Origin of the sequence: Empedobacter sp. UBA7248 (genome assembly GCF_002472945.1) — a bacterium.
In the GTDB taxonomy this organism is placed as follows: Bacteria; Bacteroidota; Bacteroidia; order Flavobacteriales; family Weeksellaceae; genus Empedobacter; species Empedobacter falsenii_C.
On sequence record NZ_DKSU01000008.1, the window covers coordinates 328356 to 354205 of the forward strand.

General features: G+C 32.5%; 20 protein-coding genes and 4 tRNA genes. 15 read left to right on the forward strand and 9 right to left on the reverse strand.

Annotated elements, in window-relative coordinates; genetic code table 11:
• The first annotated feature begins 47 nt into the window (after positions 1-47).
• Genes B4A23_RS08590 through B4A23_RS08600 form a run of 3 tightly spaced genes read left to right on the forward strand, consistent with a single transcriptional unit; the run spans position 48 to position 2300 of the window.
• A complete protein-coding gene (locus B4A23_RS08590) occupies positions 48-281 on the forward strand; it encodes a hypothetical protein (RefSeq protein ID WP_052217635.1) in 234 nt (77 codons plus the stop codon).
• Positions 282-299: 18 nt separating this feature from the next.
• Positions 300-1415 carry a glycosyltransferase gene (locus tag B4A23_RS08595; RefSeq protein ID WP_291118953.1) on the forward strand — a complete coding sequence of 372 codons (1116 nt, stop codon included), beginning with the start codon at positions 300-302 and terminating at the stop codon, positions 1413-1415.
• Positions 1416-2300, forward strand: coding sequence for a glycosyltransferase family 2 protein (locus tag B4A23_RS08600; protein ID WP_291118956.1), 885 nt, complete (start codon positions 1416-1418; stop codon positions 2298-2300). It abuts the gene before it with no gap.
• Positions 2301-2334: 34 nt separating this feature from the next.
• Here B4A23_RS08600 and B4A23_RS08605 read toward each other — a convergent pair whose 3' ends face one another.
• Together B4A23_RS08605 and rpmH are read right to left on the reverse strand one after the other, a co-directional pair.
• Positions 2335-3027: a cell division ATP-binding protein FtsE gene (locus B4A23_RS08605; RefSeq protein ID WP_038333079.1), complete on the reverse strand. Its 693-nt coding sequence runs from the start codon at positions 3025-3027 to the stop codon at positions 2335-2337.
• An 82-nt stretch (positions 3028-3109) separates the two neighbouring features.
• A complete protein-coding gene (gene rpmH, locus B4A23_RS08610) occupies positions 3110-3268 on the reverse strand; it encodes a 50S ribosomal protein L34 (RefSeq protein WP_019974979.1) in 159 nt (52 codons plus the stop codon).
• 364 nt (positions 3269-3632) lie between these two features.
• Between rpmH and gyrA the strand changes: the two genes are divergently transcribed.
• The gene (gyrA, locus tag B4A23_RS08615; RefSeq protein WP_280045254.1) at positions 3633-6206 is read left to right on the forward strand and encodes a DNA gyrase subunit A; all 2574 of its coding nucleotides are present in this window, start codon (positions 3633-3635) and stop codon (positions 6204-6206) included.
• Between the two features lie 3 nt (positions 6207-6209).
• Complete coding sequence (locus tag B4A23_RS08620; RefSeq protein WP_291118959.1) at positions 6210-7406, forward strand: tetratricopeptide repeat protein; 1197 nt, start codon at positions 6210-6212, stop codon at positions 7404-7406.
• 108 nt (positions 7407-7514) lie between these two features.
• Here B4A23_RS08620 and surE read toward each other — a convergent pair whose 3' ends face one another.
• On the reverse strand, positions 7515-8279 hold the full coding sequence (surE, locus tag B4A23_RS08625; RefSeq protein WP_038333074.1) for a 5'/3'-nucleotidase SurE: 765 nt from the start codon (positions 8277-8279) through the stop codon (positions 7515-7517).
• 193 nt (positions 8280-8472) lie between these two features.
• Between surE and B4A23_RS08630 the strand changes: the two genes are divergently transcribed.
• Both B4A23_RS08630 and B4A23_RS08635 read left to right on the forward strand, forming a co-directional pair.
• The gene (locus B4A23_RS08630) at positions 8473-10545 is read left to right on the forward strand and encodes a carboxy terminal-processing peptidase (protein WP_291118962.1); all 2073 of its coding nucleotides are present in this window, start codon (positions 8473-8475) and stop codon (positions 10543-10545) included.
• The gene (locus tag B4A23_RS08635; protein WP_291118965.1) at positions 10545-11657 is read left to right on the forward strand and encodes an ABC transporter permease; all 1113 of its coding nucleotides are present in this window, start codon (positions 10545-10547) and stop codon (positions 11655-11657) included. The genes B4A23_RS08630 and B4A23_RS08635 overlap by 1 nt, the downstream gene beginning before the upstream one ends.
• A 272-nt stretch (positions 11658-11929) precedes the next feature.
• On the opposite strand, the gene B4A23_RS08640 is transcribed toward B4A23_RS08635, so the two are convergent.
• The 3 genes from B4A23_RS08640 to B4A23_RS08650 all read right to left on the reverse strand — a co-directional run bounded on the left by B4A23_RS08640 (position 11930) and on the right by B4A23_RS08650 (position 14559).
• Complete coding sequence (locus B4A23_RS08640) at positions 11930-12313, reverse strand: HU family DNA-binding protein (protein WP_286474187.1); 384 nt, start codon at positions 12311-12313, stop codon at positions 11930-11932.
• Positions 12314-12458: 145 nt separating this feature from the next.
• Positions 12459-13727 (reverse strand): serine hydrolase domain-containing protein, encoded by a 1269-nt coding sequence (locus tag B4A23_RS08645; RefSeq protein ID WP_291118970.1) that lies wholly within the window; start codon positions 13725-13727, stop codon positions 12459-12461.
• A gap of 88 nt (positions 13728-13815) precedes the next feature.
• Complete coding sequence (locus tag B4A23_RS08650) at positions 13816-14559, reverse strand: TrmH family RNA methyltransferase (protein ID WP_291118973.1); 744 nt, start codon at positions 14557-14559, stop codon at positions 13816-13818.
• Positions 14560-14563: 4 nt separating this feature from the next.
• On the opposite strand from B4A23_RS08650, the gene B4A23_RS08655 reads away from it, so the two are divergent.
• The 8 genes from B4A23_RS08655 (at position 14564) to B4A23_RS08690 (ending at position 20991) form a co-directional block, all read left to right on the forward strand.
• A complete protein-coding gene (locus B4A23_RS08655) occupies positions 14564-17167 on the forward strand; it encodes a BamA/TamA family outer membrane protein (protein ID WP_291118976.1) in 2604 nt (867 codons plus the stop codon).
• A 37-nt stretch (positions 17168-17204) separates the two neighbouring features.
• The gene (gene fbaA, locus B4A23_RS08660; RefSeq protein WP_115001650.1) at positions 17205-18272 is read left to right on the forward strand and encodes a class II fructose-bisphosphate aldolase; all 1068 of its coding nucleotides are present in this window, start codon (positions 17205-17207) and stop codon (positions 18270-18272) included.
• A 43-nt stretch (positions 18273-18315) separates the two neighbouring features.
• Positions 18316-19164: an acetyl-CoA carboxylase, carboxyltransferase subunit beta gene (accD, locus tag B4A23_RS08665; protein WP_180905093.1), complete on the forward strand. Its 849-nt coding sequence runs from the start codon at positions 18316-18318 to the stop codon at positions 19162-19164.
• Between the two features lie 88 nt (positions 19165-19252).
• Positions 19253-19325: transfer RNA gene (locus B4A23_RS08670), tRNA-Gly, on the forward strand.
• A 35-nt stretch (positions 19326-19360) separates the two neighbouring features.
• Positions 19361-19444 (forward strand) — tRNA-Leu (locus B4A23_RS08675).
• A gap of 29 nt (positions 19445-19473) precedes the next feature.
• Positions 19474-19546 (forward strand) — tRNA-Gly (locus tag B4A23_RS08680).
• A gap of 23 nt (positions 19547-19569) precedes the next feature.
• Positions 19570-19653 (forward strand) — tRNA-Leu (locus tag B4A23_RS08685).
• A gap of 90 nt (positions 19654-19743) precedes the next feature.
• Entirely contained in the window at positions 19744-20991 is a 1248-nt protein-coding gene (locus B4A23_RS08690) for a YaiO family outer membrane beta-barrel protein (RefSeq protein WP_291118979.1), read from the forward strand.
• On the opposite strand, the gene B4A23_RS08695 is transcribed toward B4A23_RS08690, so the two are convergent.
• Genes B4A23_RS08695 through B4A23_RS08705 form a run of 3 tightly spaced genes read right to left on the reverse strand, consistent with a single transcriptional unit; the run spans position 20988 to position 25844 of the window.
• Entirely contained in the window at positions 20988-24416 is a 3429-nt protein-coding gene (locus tag B4A23_RS08695; protein WP_291118984.1) for a sulfatase-like hydrolase/transferase, read from the reverse strand. The two genes, B4A23_RS08690 and B4A23_RS08695, sit on opposite strands and share 4 nt — an antisense overlap.
• Before the next feature lie 2 nt (positions 24417-24418).
• Positions 24419-25483: a HEAT repeat domain-containing protein gene (locus B4A23_RS08700; RefSeq protein ID WP_291118988.1), complete on the reverse strand. Its 1065-nt coding sequence runs from the start codon at positions 25481-25483 to the stop codon at positions 24419-24421.
• Between the two features lie 4 nt (positions 25484-25487).
• Entirely contained in the window at positions 25488-25844 is a 357-nt protein-coding gene (locus B4A23_RS08705; protein WP_180905097.1) for a response regulator transcription factor, read from the reverse strand.
• Between the last annotated feature and the right edge of the window lie 6 nt (positions 25845-25850).

Sequence of the window (25850 nt, forward strand, 5' to 3'; positions counted from 1 at the left end):
ATTTTTCATAATTTTGCCTATACTTTATCATTCTTATTTATCGTTTTATGGATTTTTTATCTAACATTGGTATAGCTGATATTTTTGGCTATCTTGCTTCAGTCTTTATTGTACTAGCATTCTTTTTTTCGAAGATTACAATTATCCGCATTATCAATGCAATTGGTTGTGTATGTTTTGTAATTTATGCTGCTATGATTGAGGCTTGGCCAGTCCTTATTCCAAATGCGATTTTATTTTTAGTTCAGGCGTATTATATCGTCTTCAAACCTGGAAAATAATCTTAAAAAACCATAAAATTGAAAATCCTATCTGCTGTACTAAATAATATTGAAACGGATCAAAGATTAGATAAAGTTTGCCATTCTTTGTTAAAATTTGGGTACGATGTAGAATTGATTGGCGCGACTATAAACGGAAGACCAGAATTGAATAAACCGTACAAGACATTTTTGATGGAACAAAAGAATCAATCAACAATGAAAAAGTATGCAGAATTCAATTACAAATTGTTTTTCACTTTGCTTAAAAAAGCGGATAAACAAACTATTTTATTAGCGAATGATTTGGATAGTTTACTTCCTTTTTATTTGATTAGTAAAATCAAAAAAATTCCTTTAGTTTTTGATAGTCACGAAATTTATTCAGAATTACCATCATTACACAATCGTCCTAAAACAAAAAAAGTTTGGAAAACTTTAGAACGTTCTCTTGTTCCAAAAATCAAATATTTTTATACAGTAAGTGATGGATATGCCAATTGGTTTCGCAAAGAATATGGTGCTAATCCGGCTGTGATTAGAAATGTTCCCAACCGAACAAAACTTAACGATAAACAAGATTTAATTTTCTTTCGCTTACCCGAAAATCCAACAAACGATAAAATATTATTGTATCAAGGCGCAATTAACATGAGTCGAGGAATTGACAAAATGATTGAAGCGTTTAAACACATTGATAATTGTCAATTTTGGATTGCTGGCGAAGGGCCTAAAAAAACTGAATACGAACAATTGGTAAGAGATCTAAATTTAACTAATCGCATTCATTTTCTAGGAAATATTCCCCCAAAAACTTTAAAAACTATAACACCTTTAGCTGATGTAGGAATGAGTATGGAAGAAGATTTAGGATTAAGCTATCGCTACGCTCTACCGAATAAATTATTTGACTTTATTCAAGCTAGAGTACCAATTTTAGCAACAAATTTACCCGAAATCAAAAAAATGGTCGAAGAATATAAAGTTGGAAAAGTGATTGACAATCACGAACCAAAACATTTGGCTGAAAAACTACAAGAAATCTTAAACGAAGGAAAAAGAAGTTACCAAGAAAACCTTGCAAATGCTGCAAATGAACTTTGTTGGGAAAATGAAGAGAATAAATTAAAAAAAATATTTGATCGTGTAAAATAGATGATTAGTATTTGTATTCCGATATATAACTTTGATATAAAACCGTTAGTTAACGAACTTTCGAAACAAATTTCTACGCAAAATAATATAGAAATCATTCTCATTGATGATGCATCAGATTTATTTTTTCAAGAATTAAATTTTGATTTAAAAGATTCCTTCAAATTTATACAGCTAGAAGAAAATATTGGTCGCTCTAAAATCAGAAACTTATTTTTAAAATATACAACCCAACCTTATTTACTTTTTTTAGATTGTGATGGTTTAGTTCACCATAACCCTCATTTTATTTCGATTTATTTAAAAACAGTAAAACAAAATTTAGATGTCGTTTGTGGCGGAAGAATTTATCCTGATAAATGCCCTAATAAAAACGTTTCTCTGAATTGGAAATATGGCAAAAAAGTAGAAAGCCCTGCTATTATTAGAAGTTTTATGTCAAATAATTTTCTAATTAAACGTTCTGTTTTCGAATCTATTTTATTTGATGAGACTATTCGAAATTACGGACATGAAGATACTCTTTTCGGAATTGAATTAGCTAAAAATAATATTCAAATTACCATTATTGACAATTCAGTTTTTAACGCACATTTAGAAAACAACAAAACGTATTTAGAGAAAAATATTTCGAGTCTAAAAAACTTAAATTTATTAATTAAATCGAATAAAATTAAAGTTGAGGATTTTCAGTACATCAAACTTTTAAACTTTTATCTTCGATTAGAAAAATATCGATTAACAAGTATTTATTCAAAGTTTTATTCTGTTTTCAAACAATATATTTATTCTAATTTACTTAGTCAAAATCCGAATCTGACTTATTTTAATTTATATAAACTTGGCGAATTTATTCGTATAAAAAAAGAGTCTACAACTAAGTAAACTCTTTCTTTAAAATTATATTGTGTAATTTATCTTATTCTGATATCGCTTCTGCAACTTCAAATAATCTTCCGTCTTCACAACGTACCTTACGCGCAGGATAACGACGAATAATTTCGTAATCGTGTGTAGCCATCAAAACTGCACAATTATTTTCTTTCGATACTGACAGCAACAAATCCATAATATCATTTGATGTTTCTGGATCTAAATTTCCTGTTGGCTCATCGGCTAAAATTAATTCAGGATGATTTAACAATGCACGAGCTATAGAAACACGCTGTTGCTCACCTCCAGAAAGACGGAACGGCATCATTTTCTTTTTAGACAACATCCCTACCGAATCTAAAACCTCATCAATACGTTTATCAATTGTAGCCTTATCTTTCCATCCTGTTGCTTTCAACACGAACGTCAAATTTTGCTCTACCGTACGATCTGTTAACAATTGGAAATCTTGAAAAACGATTCCTAAATGTCTTCTAAGATCAGGAATTTTACTTGTTTTTAGTGATTTTAAATCCATTCCAACCACAGAACCTTGTCCTGATTGAAGCGGCAAATCACCATAAAGCACTTTCAATAAACTACTTTTTCCACTTCCTGTTTTCCCGATTAGATAAACAAATTCTCCTTCGTTAAGAGTAAAATTAACGTCAGATAATACTAAATGATTTCTTTGATATATAGATGATTGACTTAACTCAATTACATTTTTAGCTTCCATACTTTCTACAGTCTTTAAAACAAATGTAAAAAAAAAGCTTGAAAGAACGACCTTCAAGCTTATTTTTTATGAATTGTAGCGATTATCTTTTAGCTCTTACTTCACTAACAGTTAATGCTTTTCTTCCTTTCTTTCTACGAGCAGCTAATACTTTGCGCCCGTTTTTAGAAGCCATACGCTCACGGAATCCGTGTTTGTTTCTTTTTTTTCTGTTACTTGGTTGAAATGTTCTCTTACTCATCTTTACTAAGTTTCTAATCCATTACTCGAATGGGTTGCAAATATACAGTTATTATTATTAATTCAAAAATCAAATTGATAGAAAATTACAAAAAAGCTGAATTAATAGTAAACCGCGTTCCGTTCTACACTTTGTAATTTTCGAAGTGCAAATATAAAAACATTTTTTTGTTAAGCAAGAGAAAATTAAAACAATAACAATTAAAACTTATCAACAATATCATTTACGAAGATCAAACGAAGCTATTTTTAGAAGGATTAGAAAAGTTTCCTTAAAACTTTCATAAAACATCAAATATCTTGTTTTTATCAGTCTTTTTTTAGCTTAAATTTCGTATATTAGCCACCTTATATAACAAAACAATATGACTGAAGGAGAAAGACTAATCCCAATTAACATTGAGGATGAAATGAAATCCGCTTACATCGATTATTCGATGTCGGTAATCGTATCTCGTGCGCTTCCGGATGTGCGTGATGGTTTAAAACCTGTACACCGTAGAGTATTATTCGGAATGTATGAATTAGGTGTTTTTTCTAATCGTTCTTACAAAAAGTCGGCACGTATTGTAGGGGAAGTTTTAGGTAAATTTCACCCACACGGCGACAGTTCTGTTTACGACACAATGGTACGTATGGCGCAACCTTGGTCTTTGCGTTACTTATTGGTTGACGGACAAGGTAACTACGGTTCTGTAGATGGTGATCCACCTGCTGCAATGCGTTATACTGAAGCAAGACTTCAAAAAATTTCAGACGAATTATTAGCTGATTTAGATAAAGAGACAGTTGACTTTCAACTAAACTTTGACGATACTATCCAAGAACCTACTGTATTACCTACTCGTGTTCCAAACTTATTAGTAAATGGAGCATCTGGTATTGCGGTTGGTATGGCAACAAATATGGCGCCACATAACTTAACAGAAGTTATTGACGGAACAATTGCTTACATCGACAATCGTGAGATTACAATTGACGAATTAACACAATACATCAAAGCACCAGACTTCCCAACAGGAGGTACAATCTATGGTTACGATGGTGTAAAACAAGCTTTCGAAACTGGACGTGGACGTGTTGTTTTACGTGCAAAAACTAATTTCGAAGAAGTACATGGTCGCGATTGTATTATTGCTACAGAAATTCCTTACCAAGTTAACAAAGCAGACATGATTGCAAAAACTGCTGAGTTAGTAAAAGATGGTAAATTAGATGGTATTTCTGAGATTCGTGACGAATCTGACCGTAAAGGTATGCGTATCGTTTATGTCCTTAAAATGGATGCGGTTCCTAACGTTGTTTTAAATAAACTATATAAATTTACTCAATTACAATCATCTTTCAGTGTAAATAATATTGCCTTGGTAAAAGGTAGACCAGAGCAATTGAACTTGAAAGATATGATTTATCATTTCGTAGAACACCGTCACGAAGTGATTGTTCGTCGTACGGAATACGAATTGAGAAAAGCACAAGAAAGAGCTCATATCTTAGAAGGTTACATGAAAGTAATCGGAACACAAGATGACCTTGATCGTGCAATTAAAATAATTCGCGAATCTGCAACTCCAGACGAAGCGCGTACAGGATTAATGGAAGCTTTCGAGTTATCAGAAATTCAAGCACGTGCAATCTTAGATCTACGTTTACGTACATTAACTGGTCTTGAGATTGATAAAATTCGTGAAGAGTACGAAGAAATCATGAAAATGATTAATCATTTGAAAGATATTTTAGCAAACGAAGATTTACGTATGCAAATTATCAAAGATGAGTTATTAGAAGTTCGTAAAAAATATGGTGACGAACGTCGTACAGATATCGATTACGCAGGTGGAGACTTAAATATCGAAGATTTAATTCCTGATGAACAAGTTGTTTTAACAATTTCTCACATGGGTTACATTAAACGTACGCCACTTTCTGAATATCGCAAACAATCTCGTGGAGGAGTTGGTAATAGAGCTGCTACAACACGTGACGAAGACTTCTTAGAATATATGGTTTCGGCATCTAACCATCAATACATGTTATTCTTTACAGAAAAAGGAAAATGTTATTGGATGCGTGTATACGAAATTCCAGAAGGTTCTAAAACATCAAAAGGTCGTGCAATTCAGAATTTGATCAACATCGAACCAGATGATAAAGTAAAAGCATATATCCTTACACACGATTTAATGAACGAAGAATACGTAAATAATAATTACGTAATTATGGTAACTAAAAATGGTATCATCAAGAAAACATCTTTAGAAGCTTATTCTCGTCCACGTGTAAATGGTATTAACGCAATTACAGTTCGTGAAGGCGATACATTATTAGAAGCATTATTAACAGATGGTAAATCTCAAATCATGATCGCTTCTAAATATGGTAAAGCTATTCGTTTCGAAGACGAAAAAGTTCGTCCAATGGGTCGTACTGCTTCTGGAGTTCGTGGTATCAATTTAGGAGATCAACCAGATAATGAGGTTATCGGGATGATTGTTGTGACTGATGTAGAAAAAGAAACTGTATTAGTTGTTTCTGAACAAGGTTACGGAAAACGTTCTTCTATCGAAGATTATCGCGAAACGAATCGTGGCGGTAAAGGTGTAACAACTCTTAATATTACTGATAAAACTGGAAAATTAATCGCGATTGAAGCTGTTACAGACGAAGATGATTTAATGATTATTAATAAATCTGGAGTTGCAATTAGAACTGGTTTAGATGAAATTCGTGTAATGGGTCGTGCAACGCAAGGTGTTCGATTGATTAACTTGAAAAAGAACGACGAAATTGCAGCAATTGCAAAAGTACAAGTTGAAGAAGAGTTGGAGGACGAAGTAGAACTTGATGAAGAAGGAAATCCAATTGTTGTAGAAAACACAAACGAAAACAACGAAACTCAAGCAGAAGAAACGCCTGCTGAGGATCCAAATAATGAATAATCAATGAAAAAATTATTATTTAGTTTAGGATTAGTTTTAGCAATGTCAACATCATTCGCTCAAACTAACACAGAAGAATTAACGACAGAACCTACAGTTTTAGCTGAAAAATACAATAAATCAGCAAAAGAAAACTTAGCAAAAGGCGACGTTACAAAAGCAAGTCAAGATTTAGCAAAATTATCTAAATACGAAAATGGTAAAGTTTGGCAAGTCAAAAATAAAGACTCTAAAAAAGACGAATTTTACTATTCTCAAGCTGATTTAGATAAAGCTACAGCTGGTGGTAATTACGCAAAAGCAAAAGAAGTTGCTTTACAACCAAAATATGGTTTTTTGTTGCAATCTGAAGTTTCTAATTTAGCAAACAAAGAATTAGACGCTGCAAACAAAGCAATGGACGCAAAACAATTTGCTGAAGCTGGAACAAAATTCTTAAATGTTTTCAACTTAGTTGAAGCTTTAGGTACAAAAGAAGATATCTACAAATATCAAGCAGCAATCTGTTTTTACAACGCAGCTGATTATGACAAATCGTTAACGATTTTGAAAGAATTAGCAGCAAAAGGATTCACTGGGAAATCAGCTAATCAAACAAAAGATTACAACCGTGATATGTATGTTTTAGCTCTTAATGGATTGTATAATGCAAAAAAATACGATGCAATCGTAGAAGAAGCAACTACAAAATATCCAAAAGATGCTGACATCAACAATATCGCAACTGGAATTTACCAAGTTTCTGGAAATGCTGATAAAATGACAAAACGTATCGAAGAAGCGATTAAAATCAATCCAAACGATGCGCAAAATTATTACAACTTAGGTGTTTTATATTTAGATGACGCTTCTAAAGCTGGAGAATCTAAAAACTTGTTCAAAAAAGCGATTGAATTAAACCCTAAACATTTTGAGTCTTACAACAATTTAGTTTTAGCTATTTTGCAACCAGACAAAGAAATTGTTGAAACAATGAACAACAATTTAGGAACATCTAAAAAAGAGAAAGAAGTTTACAACGCAAACGAAGCAAAACGTAAAGCTTTGTTTACAGAGGCAGCTCCTTATCTTGAAAAAATGTACGAAATTCAACCAGAAAATCGTCAAGTTATTCGTAACTTAATTCAAGCTTACAAAACGTTAGGAAACGATCAAAAAGAAAATTTTTATCGTGATGCTGAGAAAAAATTAGTAAAATAATTATTTCAATATAACACAAAAAAAAGGACTTCAATTGAAGTCCTTTTCTTATTGCTGTCATTCTAAATCTAACTTTAGCGAACTTAGAACTTAGAACTTAGAACTTATCTACAAATCCCAATTTCTTAAATCTGGTAAAAAATGATGCGCTGTCAAATCATAACGAACTGGCACAACCGAAACATAACCTTCCTCTAAAGCACGTTCGTCTGTATCTTCACCTTTATCAAGATTTTTAAACTCTCCACTCATCCAATAATACGTTCTTCCACGAGGATCTTCACGTTTATCAAATTTTTCTTCCCATTTAGCATCAGCTTGACGACAAACTTTTATTCCTTTTATTTCATGTTCTTTCAACTTCGGAATGTTCACGTTCAACACCACACCTTTTGGTAATTTATGTTTTAAAACTTGATCAATAATTGTTTTAATAAATTCTTCTCCAGCTTTAAAATCTGCATTATAAGCAAAATCACACAACGAAAAACCAATCGCAGGAATTCCTTCTATTCCAGCTTCTACAGCAGCAGACATTGTTCCCGAATAAATCACATTCACCGACGAATTTGATCCGTGATTAATTCCCGAAATACACAAGTCTGGTTTACGAGGCAAAATTTGCGAAACAGCCAATTTCACACAATCCACTGGCGTTCCAGAACACGCGTACTCTTTTACATCTTCATCAACTTCTATTTCATCACAAAACAATGTCGAGTTTATTGTCACCGCATGCCCCATTCCACTTTGCGGACTATCTGGCGCAACAACATAAACTTCTCCAAATCCTTTTGCAATCTCTATCAACGCTCTTATTCCAGGCGCAGTTACTCCATCATCATTTGTAACTAAAATTAGCGGTCTTTCCATATTTTATTCTTACTTTTATTCATCATTTTTACAAATGTAAAAAACTTCCTTCTAATTTCTTTTTTGTTTTATATTTGAAGGAGTCTTAAATTATTAATTTATATAATACCAACGCAATATGTTAATTAAAAAAACGTATGTATTACTATCGTTTTTATCAATGAGTTTGCTTGCTTTTTGCTTTTGCAAACCCATGTTAGACACAGATGAAGAAAGAGAAAAGTTAATCGTAAAAAATACACGAAACACCCTAACTTACCTACATTACAAACCTGCTACTGTAGATGATAAATTTTCGGAAAATGTTTTCAACAAATATTTAGAATACATTGATCCAAGCAAACGTTTTTTATTGCAATCTGATTATGATCTATTCAAAAAAGATTATCACAATTTAGATGATTATTACAAATCAGAAAACTTAGGTTTCTACAATTCAACTGTTGATACAATCTACAAACGTATTGCTGAAGCTGAAAAATATTCGATGGATGCCTTGTCAAAACCTTTTGATTTTAATCAAAAAGAGAATTTCAACATCGATTATAAAACATCAAAATTCGCGAAAGACAAGAACGAAGCAAAAGATTTGTGGCGCAAATATTTGAAATATAACGTGATGTTAGAAATCATTTCAATGCAAGACGAATTAAAAGGTCAAAAGAAAGATACTTTAGACAACTCTTCTTCTATAAAACCTGTAAAAGATCCTTTGGCAGATGAGAAAAAGAAAATCACAAAAGACACTCCTTTTACAGAAGTAGAAAAGATGGCACGTGAAGAAGTTAAAGACTTAATTTCTGACTATTTCCGTCGTATAAAACAGACAAAACGCGAGAACTATTTTTCTATTTACATGAACTCGTTCACAGAACAATACGATCCGCACACAACATACTTTTCTCCAACAAGTAAAGAAGATTTCGAGTTCGAAATGTCTGGACAAATGGAAGGAATTGGAGCAAAAATACAAGACAAAAGAGGTTACGCTACAATTGCTGAATTAATTGTAGGCGGACCAGCTTGGAAGAGCAATAAATTAGAAGTTGGCGACAAGATCATTAAAGTTGCACAAGGGAAAAATGGTGAAGCTAAAAACATCGTTGGAATGATTTTGAGCGATGCTATTCGCTTGATTAAAGGGAAGAAAGGAACAGAAGTTGTCTTGACTATTCAGAAAAAAGACGGTTCTCAACAAACAATCTCTTTGATTCGTGAGGTGATTGAATCGGAAGAAGTCTTTGCTCGCTCATCTGTTATTACAGACGAGAAAGGAGATAAATACGGAATCATCTATTTACCTGAGTTCTACACGCCGATGGGAAAAGAAGGCGGACGTTATCCTTCAGATGATATCAAGAAAGAAATTGAAATCTTGAAGAAAGAAAACATCAAAGGTCTTGTTTTCGATGTTCGCAATAATGGAGGAGGTTCTCTTGAAGAGGTAGTTAAAATCTCTGGATTGTTCATCAATCAAGGACCAATTGTTCAGGTGAGACGTTCGGACGGAATGCTTAAAATTCACGAAGACAAAGATAATTCTATCGCATACGACGGGCCTTTAGTAGTAATGGTTAACGAGCTTTCTGCATCTGCGTCAGAGATTTTTGCAGCAGCAATGCAAGACTATGGTCGCGCTGTTATCGTGGGTTCACCGCAAACCTTTGGTAAAGGTACTGTACAAACAATCTTGCCTTTAGATCGTCAGTCGGGAAGTGATGAGTTAGGAGCTATTAAGTTAACAATACAAAAATTCTACCGAGTAAACGGAGGTTCTACACAATTGAAAGGAGTTCAGTCGGACATTGCATTAGTTGATCAATTCACTTACGAAGATATCAGCGAAGCTTCTCGTCCAGAAGCCTTGAATTGGGATCAAATCAAACCATTGGTTATTGCAAAATGGCCTTCTGCTTTCGATTTAGCGAAGATTAAAGCGAACAGTAAAACTCGTTTGGCAAACAATGCTCACTTAGCTTTAATGAACGAAAGTTTCAAGTTCATCAAATCAATGGAAGATGTAAAAGAGATTCCTTTGAACTTAGAAGATTACAAAACGTACCGTAAAACACGCGAAGATAAAATCAAGAAATTCGAAGCTTTAGACAAGTATAAAAACAATTTCAAATTTACAATGAATCAAAACGATTTGGCAACTACAAAAACAGATACTGTACTAAAAGCTAAACGTAACAATTGGTTCAAAGGAATGCAAAAAGACTTTTATTTAAACGAAGCTGTTAACGTTTTAAGAGACATTAAATAATGGAACAAGAAAACGGTTCATTTTCTCATATCGTATTCAATAAATTAAGAAAGAACACCCTTGGTGTTCTTTCTTTTAGTGTAATAGTATTAGCTGCAATCATTTCTATTTTTGCTTATGTCTTTGCGTCCGACAAAACGGAAAATGCAAACAGACAAGACCTAACCATTGCATATTCACCTATAGGTTATCAGCAAAAAACAATCGAAATACCTTTACCTAATTATTCAGGAAAAACGAATTTTTCTGATTTTATATTCGGGAAAGAGATCGATACCGAACAAATAAGTATCACATCTTACAAAAGAGATGGACAAAGCATTACTTATGTTCCATATATAGGGAACGGACTAAGTGGTGAAGCGGTAAAGATAGATTTGTCAACTTGGACAAAGCATAACATCAAAACGAAAGATATAGAGAAGGATTTTATCTACACAAAAACCTATTTACTTGGAACAGATTCGTACGGAAGAGACTTTTATTCAAGGTTAATTATCGGGACAAGAATTTCTTTTCTTATCGGGTTTATCGCTGTTTTCATTTCATTAGTTGTCGGAATCTCTTTGGGCGCTCTTGCAGGTTATTACAAGGGACGAACAGATAACATAATAATGTGGTTGATAAACGTTGTGTGGTCTATCCCAACATTACTATTGGTTATTGCGATTACCTTAGCTATTGGAAAAGGATTTTGGCAGATATTTATCGCAGTTGGACTAACCATGTGGGTAGAAGTTGCACGTGTAGTTCGTGGACAATTCCTATCGTACAGAGAAAAAGAATTTGTAGAAGCAGCAAAAGCTTTAGGTTTTTCGGACACAAGAATTATCTTTAACCAAATATTACCTAATGTTATTGCTCCTATTATCGTTATATCTGCTGCCAATTTTGCTTCGGCAATTTTAGTAGAAAGTGGTCTTAGTTTCCTTGGAATTGGCGCACAACCTCCTACTCCGTCTTGGGGAAACATCATCAAAGAACATTATAATCATATTATTTTAGGGAAACAACATTTGGCTATCCTACCGGGATTAGCGATTATGTTATTGGTTCTTGGGTTTAATATCTTTGGAAATGTATTGCGAGATATTATGGATATTAAGCAGTAAGAAACTTATTTTTTAAGATGATTATTAAATAAACATACAGAGTCATTCTGAACTTGTTTCAGAAACACATCCTTAATAATATAAAGTTTCTTTAGAAGTATTTACAAAAAATATGCGAAGCTGAAATGAATTCAGCTTGACATATAAATAAAAACCTCCCTACCTTTTATATAAAACCTAAGGAGGTTTTAAACAAAACGTCAAGTGATTTTAATGAAAACCACTTGACGTTTTTTATTTACTTCAATTAGAAGTTAGAAAAATTATCTTAACTATTTCTTTTTCTCATACTTTAAAGTAGCTAAAGTATCTCGTAAATCGAGACCAGGTCTAAAAAGTATTTTAGCACTTTTTATAGAAGCAGAATTTACTTTGTTCGCAGTATCCACTCCTTCGCTACTTATACTTATTTGAAAAGAACCAAAATCTCCTAAGCGAACAATCTTTCCATCTGACAAATGCTTCGATAACATTTTAGCCAAATCAATCAATGTTGCATACACATCACTCTCACTAATAGATGAGGTTTGCGCAATTTCTTTACTCAAATTTCGAAGTGATACTTCACCATCTGCAATAGAATTTGCATAGAACTTTTTAGGCCCCGTAGGATCTCCTGGGTAAGCCTTCTGAATAACGTTGTATTTTACAGCCATAGAAAATAAGTGTTTTAATTAAATTGTTAATCAACTCTAATTTAACACTTTATATTTAACTAACAAAATAAAACTATTGATTATCAATAAAATACATTATATCATAAAAATAAAAAAGGCTTCCTTATATAAGGAAGCCTTGCTATTATCTTGAAACTTTGGTCGAAAGTTTTGCTGTTGTTTTTGGTACAATTGGTTGTTGATGCAACCTCATCGAGTCTTTATTTGGTGCTTTTAGCGGATAAGTTCCTGTAAGTCCAGCCAATTTGAATGCACTATATATATTCTTATTCTGCTTGTTTCCTAATGCAATTACCGTAAATTGATTGTTAACATCGTGTACAAAAACGGTGTTATTCCCGTGCCACCAACCATTGTGATACAATAGTTTTTTACCATTGTCATATTCTAACAAGCGCATTCCAAGCCCATAATTCTTGAAACCTTTTTGCTCGTAACTATATCCTTGGAAAGCTTCTTTCTTGATGTTCTTCGGTAAGAAATCGTCTGAATACATGGCAACATCTAACTTGTACAAATCTCTTGGCGTTGAGTAGATATTTTTGTCTCCATACGTGCGGTCAAAATCATCCCAAGCCCACTCGTAACCATTGTATTTGTAGGAACGTGCTACTGTATCTTTATCGCGATCATAGTCAAAAACAAAGGTATGATTCATCTCAAGAGGATCAAAAACCATGTATTTCATTGCTTTCGGATAAGGCATTTTCATAATCTTTTCGATTACTAAAGCAAGGAAAGCGAAGTTGGTATTCGAGTAATAAAACCCTTTGTCTGCGGGACGAATTTGTTTAACGTCAAATTCTCTAAAGATATCTAACACATCTTGATTAGAAATTGGTTTCTCGCGATCCATCATTACCTTCTTGTTATTCCATAAAACGTTGGCATAATTTGGCAAACCACTGCGGTGATTTAGCAAATTACGAACCGTGATATCATCGTAAGGAAAACCTTCTAATATTGTATTTACTTTTTGATCTAATTTGATTTTACCTTTTTCTACAAGCTTAAGTATCGCCATAGATGTAAAAACTTTCGAGATAGATGCAATGTGAATAGGCGTTTCGGCAGTAATAGGACGCTTATGTCTTTCGTCTGCCATTCCTTGATATTGCTCTAAAAGTACTTGCCCATTTTTCACAACCAATAAACCTCCGCTTACTTTTCCATCAATCCAAAAGTTCTTATAATAGGTGTTTAGTTTATTTCGGTAATCATTAAGTTCTGCTTGTGTGTACTTCATTGGCTTGAAATCTGCTTTCCAATCCAACGAATCATAGCGCAAAGCTTTAGGATCCTTCTTTCTAAGTTCTTCTTTTTGTTCGTTTTTCTTGCTACAGCTTCCCATAAACAGCATTGCAGAAGCAAGAACAACCGCTACATATTTCATGTGTTTTTTCTTAATCTAATTGTTTGTTTCTACTAAAGTATATATTTATTTGTGGAATAGTTACCCGTTTATAAACATTAAGTTTTTTTTATGATTTGTGAGAAAGTTGAGACTTAAATTCGCCTAAGATGACACTTGTTGCAACGGCAACGTTAAGACTTTCGGTAGAACCATTTTTACCAAAGAACGGAATGCTTAGTTTATTTGTCGTTAACTTCTCGATTTCTGGAGAAATTCCATTCGCTTCGTTCCCCATAACCAAGATACCTTCTTGTGGAAGTGTTTGTTCATAAATAGATTCTCCTTCCATAAAAGTTCCAAAAATATTTCCTTTATAGTCAGATAAGTATTTCTCCAAATCGATATAATGAACCTTCACTCGTGTAAAAGACCCCATTGTAGACATCACAACTTTTGGGTTGTACATATCCACAGATTCTTTGGTACACAAAATATCTTCTACACCAAACCAATCAGCCAAGCGGATTATTGTACCTAAATTACCTGGATCGCGAATATCATCTAAGGCAATGCTTAAACCATTCAACTTGATATTTTCATCATAATTTGGTAATTCACAAAGTGCTAAGCCTACATTTGGAGTAGTTAAGAAACTGATCTTTTTCAAATCTTTTTCTTCAATAAAAGTCTTTTTGATGTGTGTAGCTTCTGGCCAAAAGTCTTCAATTATAAATAATTCTTTAATATTTATAGAACTTTTTATAACTTCCCCAATATTTTTAACACCTTCTACGACAAACAAATTATATTTTTGTCTATATTTTTTAGAACCCAGAGAAGTTATTATCTTAATAACGTTATTTGATAACATATTTATGCAAAAAAAAATTACAACAAATATAACAATTATCTCTTGTTTAGGATTACTTTTTTATAGCTGTAGTACAACTAAGAAAGTTCCTGAAGGAGAATATTTGTTTGTAAAGAACAAATTTATCTACGATAAAGAAGATCCCGATATTAAGAAGAAAAAAACTATAATCAACAAAGATTTAAGTGATTATGTGAAACAAAAGCCAGCTGGTAAGTTTCTTGGTTTTTTCCCTCTTTGGCAATGGGTTTACAATTGGTCTCCTGCGAAATTTGATGAAACTTTTCAGGAATATTATAGACAAGATGCTTCGGTTCGTAACCAAAAATTATTGGATAGTTTGTTAACGAAGAATAACCTGAGCGAATATGTTGGGCACAGTTTATGGAAAGAACGTCTTTATTATAGTCAAGGTGAAGCGCCAGTTTTGTTGGATGAACAACAATCAGAATTTTCGGCAAAGAACTTAAATCGATTATTTCATGATAAAGGTTATTTCGATTCGAAAGTAGCAGTTTCCTATGATAAAGATTCTGTTGCAAAAAAAGCAGAAACGATTTATGATATTAAGTTAGGTGAACCTTCATATATCGAAACATATGATCAAAAAATATCTGATCAAAAAATAGAAGAATATCTTAATTCTCCTATTGGAAAACAAACTGTTTTGCATGCTGGAGATCAATATAATTTTGACAAATTTGAGGAAGAACGCGATCGTATTATCGATTTGTTAAAGAATAGAGGCTACTATGATTTCAATGATTCGGGCGAAGATTTATATTTTGAAGCCGATACATTAAAAAGTAACAAACGTCTTGATGTAACGATGTTTATTGATAAATATATTCAAGATTCGTTGAAAACGGATAGTATTACACCTTTCACACAATATCGTTTTGGAAAGATAAATATTTATGCAGATTCTCGCAGTTTTGTTGATGATGAAAGTAAATTAATCAAAGAAGAATATAAAGATTATAACGTTTTATATACAAAAGAGCCAGAATATCGACCAAGATATTTTACAGATGCATTTGTAATTCGTCCTGGTCAACTGTATCGTCAACGACAAGAAATTCAGACAAAACGTAATATTTTCAAGAAAGAAAATATTAACTTACATGGATTCAGAATTAATAAACAAGATTCTATCCTAAATGTAGACGTTTTCTTTACGCCAAAAAAGAAATATGACTTGAATCTCTTTGTCGAAAGTTATGCTTCTCGCTACATGAACTTTGCAATTTCTCCCGGGATGACTTTAACTTCGAGAAATTTATTTGGAGGAGGAGAAAATTTAGAAACAACTTTGAAAGGAACTTTAGGCTCTGTCAACAAAGATTTTTCAATGAATAAAGCATTCTTAAATGCTTATGAAATCGCAATCGAAACAAAGTTGAAATTTCCTTATTTATTGACTCCAATTAATCTTGATAATATTTTACCAAAACGTTTTACAGCCGAATCTGCTATTAGAATGAATGCAAGTACGCAGAAAAATGTAGGTTTAGACAAAACAACTTATGGTTTTGGTTTTGATATGGATATTTCGAGTTCGGAGTTTCAACACAAAGTCTCTTTATTTAATACGGAATTTATTAGTAATCGAAAAAAAGATCGCTATTATGAAGTATTTACAAAAGATAATAATACAAAAAACGAAATAAAAGATTTATACTACGCATATAATCCTAATGCACCAATTTATGTAACGGACGATGAGTTAACAGACGCAATCGAGGCTGACAAAGGATTCCAAAGTTCATTAACAGGAGAAGATGCAAAGTTGTATGTTGATTTTGAGAATATGTTATATAGAAAAGCCAATATTTCTCAAAATGTGTTAATCAACTCTTTTATCTATCAATTTACATTTAATCAAGAAAATTCATTTCGACCAAAAAGTAATCCTTGGTTTATTCAAGCGAGAATTGAATTAGCTGGAAATGTATTAAGAGGTTTAGACAAGGCTTTTGGTTTTAATAAAGCAGAACCAGATCGAGAAGGAAATCAAGCAGGTTTGATCTTTGGAATTCCTTATTCACAATTCGTAAAATTTGATGTAGATGTTAGACGAAAATTCAAATTAAATTCAAATTCTAGCGTAGCGGGACGTTTCTTATTCGGAATCATTCAACCATATGGAAACTCAGATGTTGCACCCTTTGTAAGAAGTTATTCGGCTGGAGGAGCAAATGATGTTCGTGGATGGGCACCGTTGACATTGGGGCCTGGAAGTAAACCACGTATCGATTCTAAAAATCAAAGTTTAGAATTCGAAAGCATGAAATTATTATTCAATGCTGAATATCGCTTCAATCTTTTTGGAAGTTTGGAAGGTGCATATTTTCTTGATGCTGGTAATATTTGGGGTGTTAATAAAAATCGTCCAGAAACATTATTTAAGTTCAAAGATTTTTACAGAGAATTCGGAATTGGTTCTGGATTAGGTTTCCGTTATCACATTGGTACGTTTGCAATTGTAAGATTTGATTTGGGTTACAAAATTTATGACCCTTCTTATGAATTAGGTGATCGCTGGCAATTTGACAATTTTAACTTGCTTAAACCAAGAATCCACTTCGGAATTAATTATCCTTTCTAAAAAAACATCTATATTTGTTTCACAAAATACTAACATAATGAGCAGAAAATTTCCTGCCGGTGTTGCTACCGGTTCATTAGTTCAAGACATTATCAATGATGCAAAAGCAAATCAATACGCTTTACCAGCGTGTAATGTCATCGGTTCAGATACTATTAACGCTGCAATGGAAGCTGCAGTTGAAGTAAACTCTCCAGTTATTATTCAATTTTCTAACGGAGGTGCTGCTTTTAATGCCGGAAAAGGATTAAAAGGAGAAAATCAACTTTCTGCTATCAAAGGTGCTATTGCGGGAGCAAAACATATTCACACTTTAGCTGAATCTTACGGAGCTACTGTAATTTTACATACAGACCATTGTGCAAAAAAATTATTGCCTTGGATTGATGGAATTATGGACGCTAACGAAGAACATTTTAATAAATTCGGAAAGACTTTATTTAGTTCTCACATGTTAGATTTATCTGAAGAGCCTTTAGAAGAAAACGTAGAAACGTGCAAAAGATACTTAGAAAGAATGTCTAAAGTTGGTATGACTTTGGAGATGGAATTAGGTATCACAGGTGGTGAAGAAGATGGTGTTGACAATTCTAATGTTGATAATTCATTATTATACACTCAACCAGAAGAAGTTGCTTACGTTTACGAAAACTTAAAATCTATTTCTGATAATTTCTGGATTGCTGCAGCATTTGGTAATGTACACGGTGTTTACAAACCAGGAAATGTTGTCTTGACTCCTAAAATTTTAGATAACTCGCAAAAATACATCAACGAAAAATATGGTGTAGACAACGCTGTTAACTTCGTATTCCACGGAGGTTCTGGTTCTACTTTAGAAGAAATTAGAGAGGCAATTAGCTACGGAGTTATCAAAATGAATATTGATACAGATTTACAATATGCATTTATGGAAGGAATTCGTAAATATTTTGACGAAAATGCAGCTTATTTACAAGGACAAATTGGAAACCCAGAAGGTCCAGAATCTCCTAACAAAAAATATTATGATCCACGCGTGTGGTTAAGAGCTGGAGAAGTTACTTTCAAAGATAGATTAATCCAAGCTTTCCACGATTTAAATAATGTTAATACTTTAGGATAATCTTTTCACTAAGATTATTCTTACCCAAATAAAAACAGAGAATATGCCTTGGTTTATTAGAAGCAAGAAAAATATTACAACGCCTACAGAGTCTAAAAAAGACGTTAAGAAAGGCTTATGGTATAAAACACCATCAGGAAAAATTATTGAAACTGAAGAACTGAAAGCAAATGCGTATGTAAGTCCAGAGGATGATCATCACGTACAAATTGGTTCTCAAGAATACTTTGATATCTTGTTTGATGATAGTAAATTCACAGAATTAGATACAAAAGTAGAAAGTAAAGACCCATTAAATTGGACAGATACAAAACCTTATAAAGATCGTTTGAAAGAAATTAAAAAGAAAACGGGAATGACAGATTCTATTCGCAATGCGACAGGAAAAATTCATGGACGTGACATTACAATTTCTTGTATGGATTTCAAATTTATTGGAGGTTCTTTAGGATCTGTAATGGGAGAAAAAATTGCTCGTGCAATTGATTATTCTATCAAACACAAAACACCTTACATTATCATTACACAATCTGGTGGTGCGCGTATGATGGAAGCTGCAATTTCGTTGATGCAATTAGCAAAAGTAGAAGCTAAATTAATTCAATTAGCAGACAACAACATTCCTTACATTACAATCTTAACAAATCCATCTTTCGGAGGAATTACAGCATCTTTCGGATCAATTGGTGACGTTATCATGGCAGAGCCAGGAGCATTAATTGGTTTCGCTGGACCACGTGTTATCAAAGAAACTATTGGTAGAGATTTACCTGAAGGATTCCAAACTTCTGAGTTTTTATTAGAAAAAGGCTTCGTTGATATGATCGTTCACCGTAAAAAGATGAAAGATAAAATAAAAGAAGTAGCTGATATGTTAATGCCTATCAACTAATTAAAATAAGTGCAAATATATTTTTAAAATTTTATTCAAATTTGATTTGGATTATTAGAAATTGATTTTATATATTTGCACTCCAATCGCGAGAATAGCTCAGCTGGTAGAGCGCAACCTTGCCAAGGTTGAGGTCGCGGGTTCGAGCCCCGTTTCCCGCTCTTTGAAATATAAAAATTCATAAAAATCAAATTTTGCCTTGGTGGTGGAATTGGTAGACACGCAGGACTTAAAATCCTGTGTCCATTAGGACGTGCGGGTTCAAGTCCCGCCTGAGGTACTTTTTAATTTGATTTTTACAATTTGCACGCGGGAATAGCTCAATTGGTAGAGCGTCAGCCTTCCAAGCTGAATGTTGCGAGTTCGAGTCTCGTTTCCCGCTCAACTTCTTTCCTAGAAGTGGATGCCTTGGTGGTGGAATTGGTAGACACGCAGGACTTAAAATCCTGTGTCCATTAGGACGTGCGGGTTCAAGTCCCGCCTGAGGTACAACAAAGCTCAAGAATTTATTTTCTTGAGCTTTTTTTATGCTCCAAATAATTATATCTTTATCCTCATAATAAAGCACGTTTTTACCACATGATTCAAAAATCATTTCTAAGAAAAACACTCTTTACTCTTACCTTTTTACCATTATTTTCGTATAGCCAAGAATCGAAAAGTTCGGATGATTTATTTCAAGAAGCGCGTCACAAAGCTTTCGAAGAAAAAGATTATACAACTGCCAAGAAACTTGCATTACAAGCTTTAGATCAATCGCCAGAATATACAGATATCGCTGTTTTTTTGGGACGAATATATACGTGGAATGATGAAACCGAAGAAGCGAGAAAAGTTTTTCAGAATATTGAAAAAAACATGGATCCCTCTACCGATTTCTATTTAGCTTACACATCACTTGAATATTGGAATGATAATTATACAGAAGCCGTTTCTATTATTGATCGTGGATTAATTAAATATCCTAAAAATGAAGAATTATTGTTATTGAAAGCTAAAGTTCTTAATTCTAATAATGCTTATGAAGAAGCTTCAAAAACAATCAAAGAATTATTAGCGATTAATCCTAAAAATACGGAAGCACGTGAATTAGCAAATCGAATCGAAATCAATAATACTAAAAATGCAATTGGTGTAAATTATAATTACTCACATTTTGACAAGCAATTTGCAGATGATTGGCATCAAGTTTCGGTTAGTTATAAAAGACAAACTTCGATAGGTTCATTGGTATTTAAAGTAAATTACGCAAACAAATTTAAAGATAACGGTGTTCAATATGAAGTAGAAGCTTATCCAAGACTTTCTAATACATTTTACATGTACGTTGGCGGTGGATATTCGGATAGTGACGGAATTTTCCCTAAATATCGCACAGGAGCCTCTCTTTACGCTAATTTACCTAAAAGTTTTGAAGCCGAGTTAGGTTATCGTCAACTTCATTTTTCGGATGATGTTTGGATGTTTACAGGATCAATTGGAAAATATTATAAAAATTATTGGTTCAATTTACGTGCATTTGTGACACCAAGTAACAACAACATTTCGCATTCGTATACATTCACAACGCGTTATTATACGGGCGATGCAAACAATTATTTAAGCTTAGCGATTGGTACAGGTATTTCGCCAGAAGATTTTAACAACAATCTTTTAGAGGATACAACTTACAAATTGAAGTCCTTCAAAATTGGAGCAGATTATAATTTTTCAATCAATGATTTAAATTTAATTTCAATTGGTGCAAATTATTACAATCAAGAATATCGTCCAAATCAAAAAGGAAATCAATTTGATGTAAGTGTCTCGTACAGCCGAAAATTCTAATTGATATAACGATTAAATATAGAATCAGGAACCATTTTTTGAGTATTTTTCAAAGAATGGTTTTTTGTTTTAAAGCTTTTCAATCGATTTTTCAACTCTGTTTCCATTTTCGAATTTTGTTCAACATCTTCTGTTAAATTCTTTTCGATTCGATATAATTTCCCTCCCGATAAATGATAATTCTGGAAAACATAATCATCCAAAATATTTTTATTTTGCATTAATGGAACGCCTTGTTTTCTATAATTTGCTTTACCGTTTTCTAAATTCTGTCCCATCCAAGTCACATAATTCGGTAATTTCATTTGATACGAATCTCTAAAATATGTCACAAAAGTCGGTGCAACATCAAAATGCGTTACAATGTTTGACATCTTTTTCGGTGTCTTTAACAAAGGAGAATAGACAATAATCGGAACATGAAAACGATCAATCTTTGTTTCCATCGGAACTTCAGGCATTCGATGATCTCCAGTAATCACAAAAATAGTTTGATTAAAATCTGAACGTTTTTGATAAGCTTCGAAAAAGTTTTTTACTGCTTCATCAACACTCAAAAAAGTAACCAATTGTTGTTTATACTTTTTTACTGTCGTCAAAGTTATCGCATCATAATTTCGGGATTTAATCAAAGTTTCAAACTGCCTATTATATTTCTCAACATTGTTTATTAAGAAAGGACTATGCGTCGCTAACGTCATCAAAACATTAAAATACGGTTGATTATTTTCTTTCTGCGTTGCTAAATATTTTTTGAACACTGAATGATCGTCAAATCCCCAAGAAAATCCATTATTTGACGGAATTTTAGCATAATTACTTTCATAATCATTTTCATCAATAATTGTTTCAACACCCGAATAATTCAAGTATTTCGACATAAAATCAAAATCAGCATCACCACCATAAAAATAACCAGTTTTATAACCATTACTTTTCAACAAATTATACAAATTGAAATGTTGAGGTAAGTTTTTCTGCTCCATAAAACCATTCTCAGCAAATGGCAAAGAACCCGTCAATCCAGGTAAAACACCATACGTTCTTCCCGTAGTACTTAATCCATTTTCCCAATACAAACTCTTTTTTGAAAGCTGATCGATATATGGTGTAAAAGAACCTAAATATGCACCTTCGTTACTAAAAGCTCGTCCCAAACCTTCTATTACAATAAAAACAACATTCGGTTTTTCTGTTGTTAGATTAAATTGATCCGCGAAGAAATTTTTGTTCTCATCTTGATACAAAAATGGGTAATTAGTTTTATCAAAATAATGTCGATTATCTTCATTATTTGAACTCGAATTTGAGTTTAAAAAATCAATTTCTGAAAGTTTATCTTCTGCATATTGTTCAATCGAATTTGAAAAAAAGTAAGACGACTTACTCAAAATTAGATTAGATGAAAACTCATCATTTTGAGTACTTTTCAAATACAAATTAATTGGAATAATAAACGATAAAAAACTCAAAATTATTAATGGTAATTGAAGAATTTTTTGATTGATTTTTAATCTATAACTGTAAATAAATATCGTTGTTAAGATAGCTATTGCAGCGATTGATAAAAGAATGTTTATACTATTTACAACGCCTGATGCACCAATAATTAATTTCAATTCTTCGAACGTATAAGAAAACAAATCTGAACCTAATAAATTGAGCGTTGTTTGAAAATATTTAATCAATAAAACATTTGAAATAATTAAAAAAGAATACGCAAAAACGATCCATTTTTTTGCCCAACTTATCGAATAAAATTGCAACAAAAAATAAATAAAACTCACCACAAAAATACTATCTAAAGCAAAAACGATATTATGCACAAACAAATCAAAAAATAGTGTTTGATTTGTTTCTGGTGTTAAATTCTCTTTGTAAAGAAAAAATTCGAAAATTGATGACAATCCAAAAATTAAAAAATATATCAGTGAAATAAACGTAGTTTGTTGAACTAAATTAATGAATCCAAGTTTCAGTTTTTGCCAAATAGATAATTCTTTCACTTGATTTCCTCCAAAACCTTGTCGAGTCATTTCTCCCCACGAATTATTTTTCAAAAAGAAATCCTTCACCCCTTTCACGCCTGCCATCACAACAAACGGATGAAATGTAAACGGCTCTATAAACGCCGTAAAAAATAATTTCGGAATATCGCCTTTTTTGTGATAAACATTATACGTCATCAAATCAATCAGAATGGCATAAATCGAATATAATATTCCATAAAGCAATACAAAAGCCATTAAAGGAAAGAAAATATGCCAATTAATAAATCCTAAAAAGAATAAAACTACGAAAATGATCCAACCAATATATTCGATAATCGGTCCTAAAAATTCGAAGAAAAACCAATACGGATAACTCATCATTCCAAGTTTTCCATATTTAGGATTGAAAAATAAAATACGATGTTTCCACAAGGTTTCTATCGTTCCACGCATCCAACGATTGCGTTGTTTGGTTAAAATTTCTTTACTTTCTGGCACTTCTGTCCAACAAAGCGGATCTGGAATATTAACCACTTTATAGGCTAATTTTTGCTCGTGCATATAACGTCGCATTCGCACAACAAGCTCCATATCTTCACCAACTGTATCGTGATCGTAACCACCACATTGAAGTACAATTTCACGATCAAAAGCACCAAAAGCACCCGAAATCAGCATCAAACCATTGGCGCGCGACCACGCCATTCTTCCTAAAAGAAATGCTCGAATGTATTCTAACGCTTGCGCTCTTCCTAAACGAGTTTTTGGCAAATTAACATCGACAATTTTTCCGTCAACAATGGTACAATTATTCGCCAAACGAATTACGCCTCCACATGCAATTATTTTTGCTTTTGCTTCATCCATAAACGGTTTTGCTAGCTTCAGAATCGCATCTTGTTCCAAAATACAATCGACATCAATGCAAACAATATAACCATTTGTTGCTATATTAATTCCGACATTTAACGCATCCGATTTTCCTCCATTTACTTTGTCAACAATAATTAATTTCTTGAAAACAGGATTTGTACTTTTATAAATCGCATTAATTGGTTTCGTTTCGATATTTCCTTCAACGAAATAATCAATTTTAATCAAATCATACGCTTCAATTAATCGTTGCAACGAATCATCTTTGGAACCATCATTTACAATAATAATTTCGAGTTGATTGTAATACAACGACAACAACGAACGCACGTTCTCCACAATCGTTGCACCTTCGTTATAAGCGGGCGCAATAAGACTAAAAGTTGGCGCATTGGGCGATGTTGCAATAAGCGAATAATCTGTAAAACTGTTTTTTCGGATATAAGATTTTATCGCTCCTTTTGCGTAAAAACCTATCCATCCATACACTAAAATTAATAGGACTGAGTAAAAAAGGAAGCCGTAAATAAAAAAATCGAAAGCCGTTTCTAGCCAATTCATGATTAGTTTTCTTGGATAATTTGATTAATAATTTGTTTTAATTCAGGAGAGTTTGATTGATGTGCAAGTTTTTGTAAATCGGTTTTTGAACAACAATTATTTAACGCTTTTACACTTGCTTTTTTGACAGAAAATGAAGGATTTTCCTTTGCTTGAGTTTCTAAGAATGTGTTATTTTCTGGATTAGAAATTTTATCTAAGGCTTTTAAAATTTGAATTTGAAACTTTTCGTTACACGTTTGATATTGTTCAATCAATAGCTTTGAAGTTGAATTGTCTTCGATTCTGACTAATGTTTTAATTGTTTCTTCCACAACTTTTTCATCAGAATCGTGCAAATTATCTGCAACCAAATCGTGCATTTGCAACAATTGAAACTTGCGAATTAATTTCATTGCAAGAATTTTCACACTTTGATTAGGTGATTTTAACCAATTTGAAATTATGACATAAACCTCATCATTATTCGGTAAAATTGTAATTGCATCCAACAACTTCAATTGTTGCCAATCCGTCAATTGTTCCTGTAAATTGTCTAAAAAAAATAATCCTTCGAAACCAGAAAATTTTGCTAAACCATATTGCGCTTCAGATCGAACTAAATCATTTTTATGTTGTAACATACTTTTGATTTTCGGTAAAGTTTCAACATGATTCATCGCCGTAACTTCTTGTATTGCTTCAGCAATTTCATGATTTTTTTGACTATTTAATTTCTGTAAGGATATTTTTTTTAATTGATAATGGTCAAATAAATTTTGAATACTTTCTTTTGAATTTCCAGAAAAATTTTGTTCCGCTTTTAGTAATTTTTTGATAAAATAATGTTTGAATGAACTTGATTTCAAATAATCCGTAAAATCAGTATTCGAATTGGATTGATCATCCAAAATTGTTTCATAAATTTCTTGATCAATAATAGCATTCCACTTATTTTTCTTTGTAATGATTTTATATTCAATTATACTTGTCAATAACGTATAAATAATTATCAAAAAAAGTAAAATAAGTAGAACGTAGATTCCTACGATTAACTCGGTATAGGTTATAATTTGTAGGATAATCATGCTTTTATTTTAGTAATTTCTTCACGCGAACAGACAATTCAATAGGACTAAATGGTTTCACCATAAAATCATTTGCCCCCAAATTAAATGCTTCCACTACCACATCTTCTTGCCCTAAAGAAGACAAAATAATCATTGGTGTTTCGGAATTCTTACTTTTTCTAACAGCACTAATAATCTCCAAACCAGACGCAAAAGGCATCATAATATCGGTAATAATCAAATCAATATCTTCAGTCTCAATCTTACTGATTGCTTCTTTTCCATTTCGTGTTAAAACAACTTTGTAACCTTCTTTTTTCAGTTTGTGTTCAATTGTTTTTAAAATCAATTCATCGTCTTCGGCAATTAAAATCTGCATAATATT

Bases quoted from the DNA above. Each gene is read 5' to 3' on its own strand.
- B4A23_RS08645 (WP_291118970.1), bottom strand. From the start codon at position 13,727: ATGAAATATGTAGCGGTTGTTCTTGCTTCTGCAATGCTGTTTATGGGA.
- B4A23_RS08705 (WP_180905097.1), bottom strand. From the start codon at position 25,844: ATGCAGATTTTAATTGCCGAAGACGATGAATTGATTTTAAAAACAATT.
- B4A23_RS08690 (WP_291118979.1), top strand. From the start codon at position 19,744: ATGATTCAAAAATCATTTCTAAGAAAAACACTCTTTACTCTTACCTTT.
- B4A23_RS08655 (WP_291118976.1), top strand. From the start codon at position 14,564: ATGCAAAAAAAAATTACAACAAATATAACAATTATCTCTTGTTTAGGA.
- rpmH (WP_019974979.1), bottom strand. From the start codon at position 3,268: ATGAGTAAGAGAACATTTCAACCAAGTAACAGAAAAAAAAGAAACAAA.
- B4A23_RS08590 (WP_052217635.1), top strand. From the start codon at position 48: ATGGATTTTTTATCTAACATTGGTATAGCTGATATTTTTGGCTATCTT.
- B4A23_RS08635 (WP_291118965.1), top strand. From the start codon at position 10,545: ATGGAACAAGAAAACGGTTCATTTTCTCATATCGTATTCAATAAATTA.
- B4A23_RS08605 (WP_038333079.1), bottom strand. From the start codon at position 3,027: ATGGAAGCTAAAAATGTAATTGAGTTAAGTCAATCATCTATATATCAA.
- fbaA (WP_115001650.1), top strand. From the start codon at position 17,205: ATGAGCAGAAAATTTCCTGCCGGTGTTGCTACCGGTTCATTAGTTCAA.
- B4A23_RS08620 (WP_291118959.1), top strand. From the start codon at position 6,210: ATGAAAAAATTATTATTTAGTTTAGGATTAGTTTTAGCAATGTCAACA.
- accD (WP_180905093.1), top strand. From the start codon at position 18,316: ATGCCTTGGTTTATTAGAAGCAAGAAAAATATTACAACGCCTACAGAG.
- B4A23_RS08650 (WP_291118973.1), bottom strand. From the start codon at position 14,559: ATGTTATCAAATAACGTTATTAAGATAATAACTTCTCTGGGTTCTAAA.
- B4A23_RS08630 (WP_291118962.1), top strand. From the start codon at position 8,473: ATGTTAGACACAGATGAAGAAAGAGAAAAGTTAATCGTAAAAAATACA.
- surE (WP_038333074.1), bottom strand. From the start codon at position 8,279: ATGGAAAGACCGCTAATTTTAGTTACAAATGATGATGGAGTAACTGCG.
- B4A23_RS08640 (WP_286474187.1), bottom strand. From the start codon at position 12,313: ATGGCTGTAAAATACAACGTTATTCAGAAGGCTTACCCAGGAGATCCT.
- B4A23_RS08695 (WP_291118984.1), bottom strand. From the start codon at position 24,416: ATGAATTGGCTAGAAACGGCTTTCGATTTTTTTATTTACGGCTTCCTT.
- B4A23_RS08600 (WP_291118956.1), top strand. From the start codon at position 1,416: ATGATTAGTATTTGTATTCCGATATATAACTTTGATATAAAACCGTTA.
- gyrA (WP_280045254.1), top strand. From the start codon at position 3,633: ATGACTGAAGGAGAAAGACTAATCCCAATTAACATTGAGGATGAAATG.
- B4A23_RS08700 (WP_291118988.1), bottom strand. From the start codon at position 25,483: ATGATTATCCTACAAATTATAACCTATACCGAGTTAATCGTAGGAATC.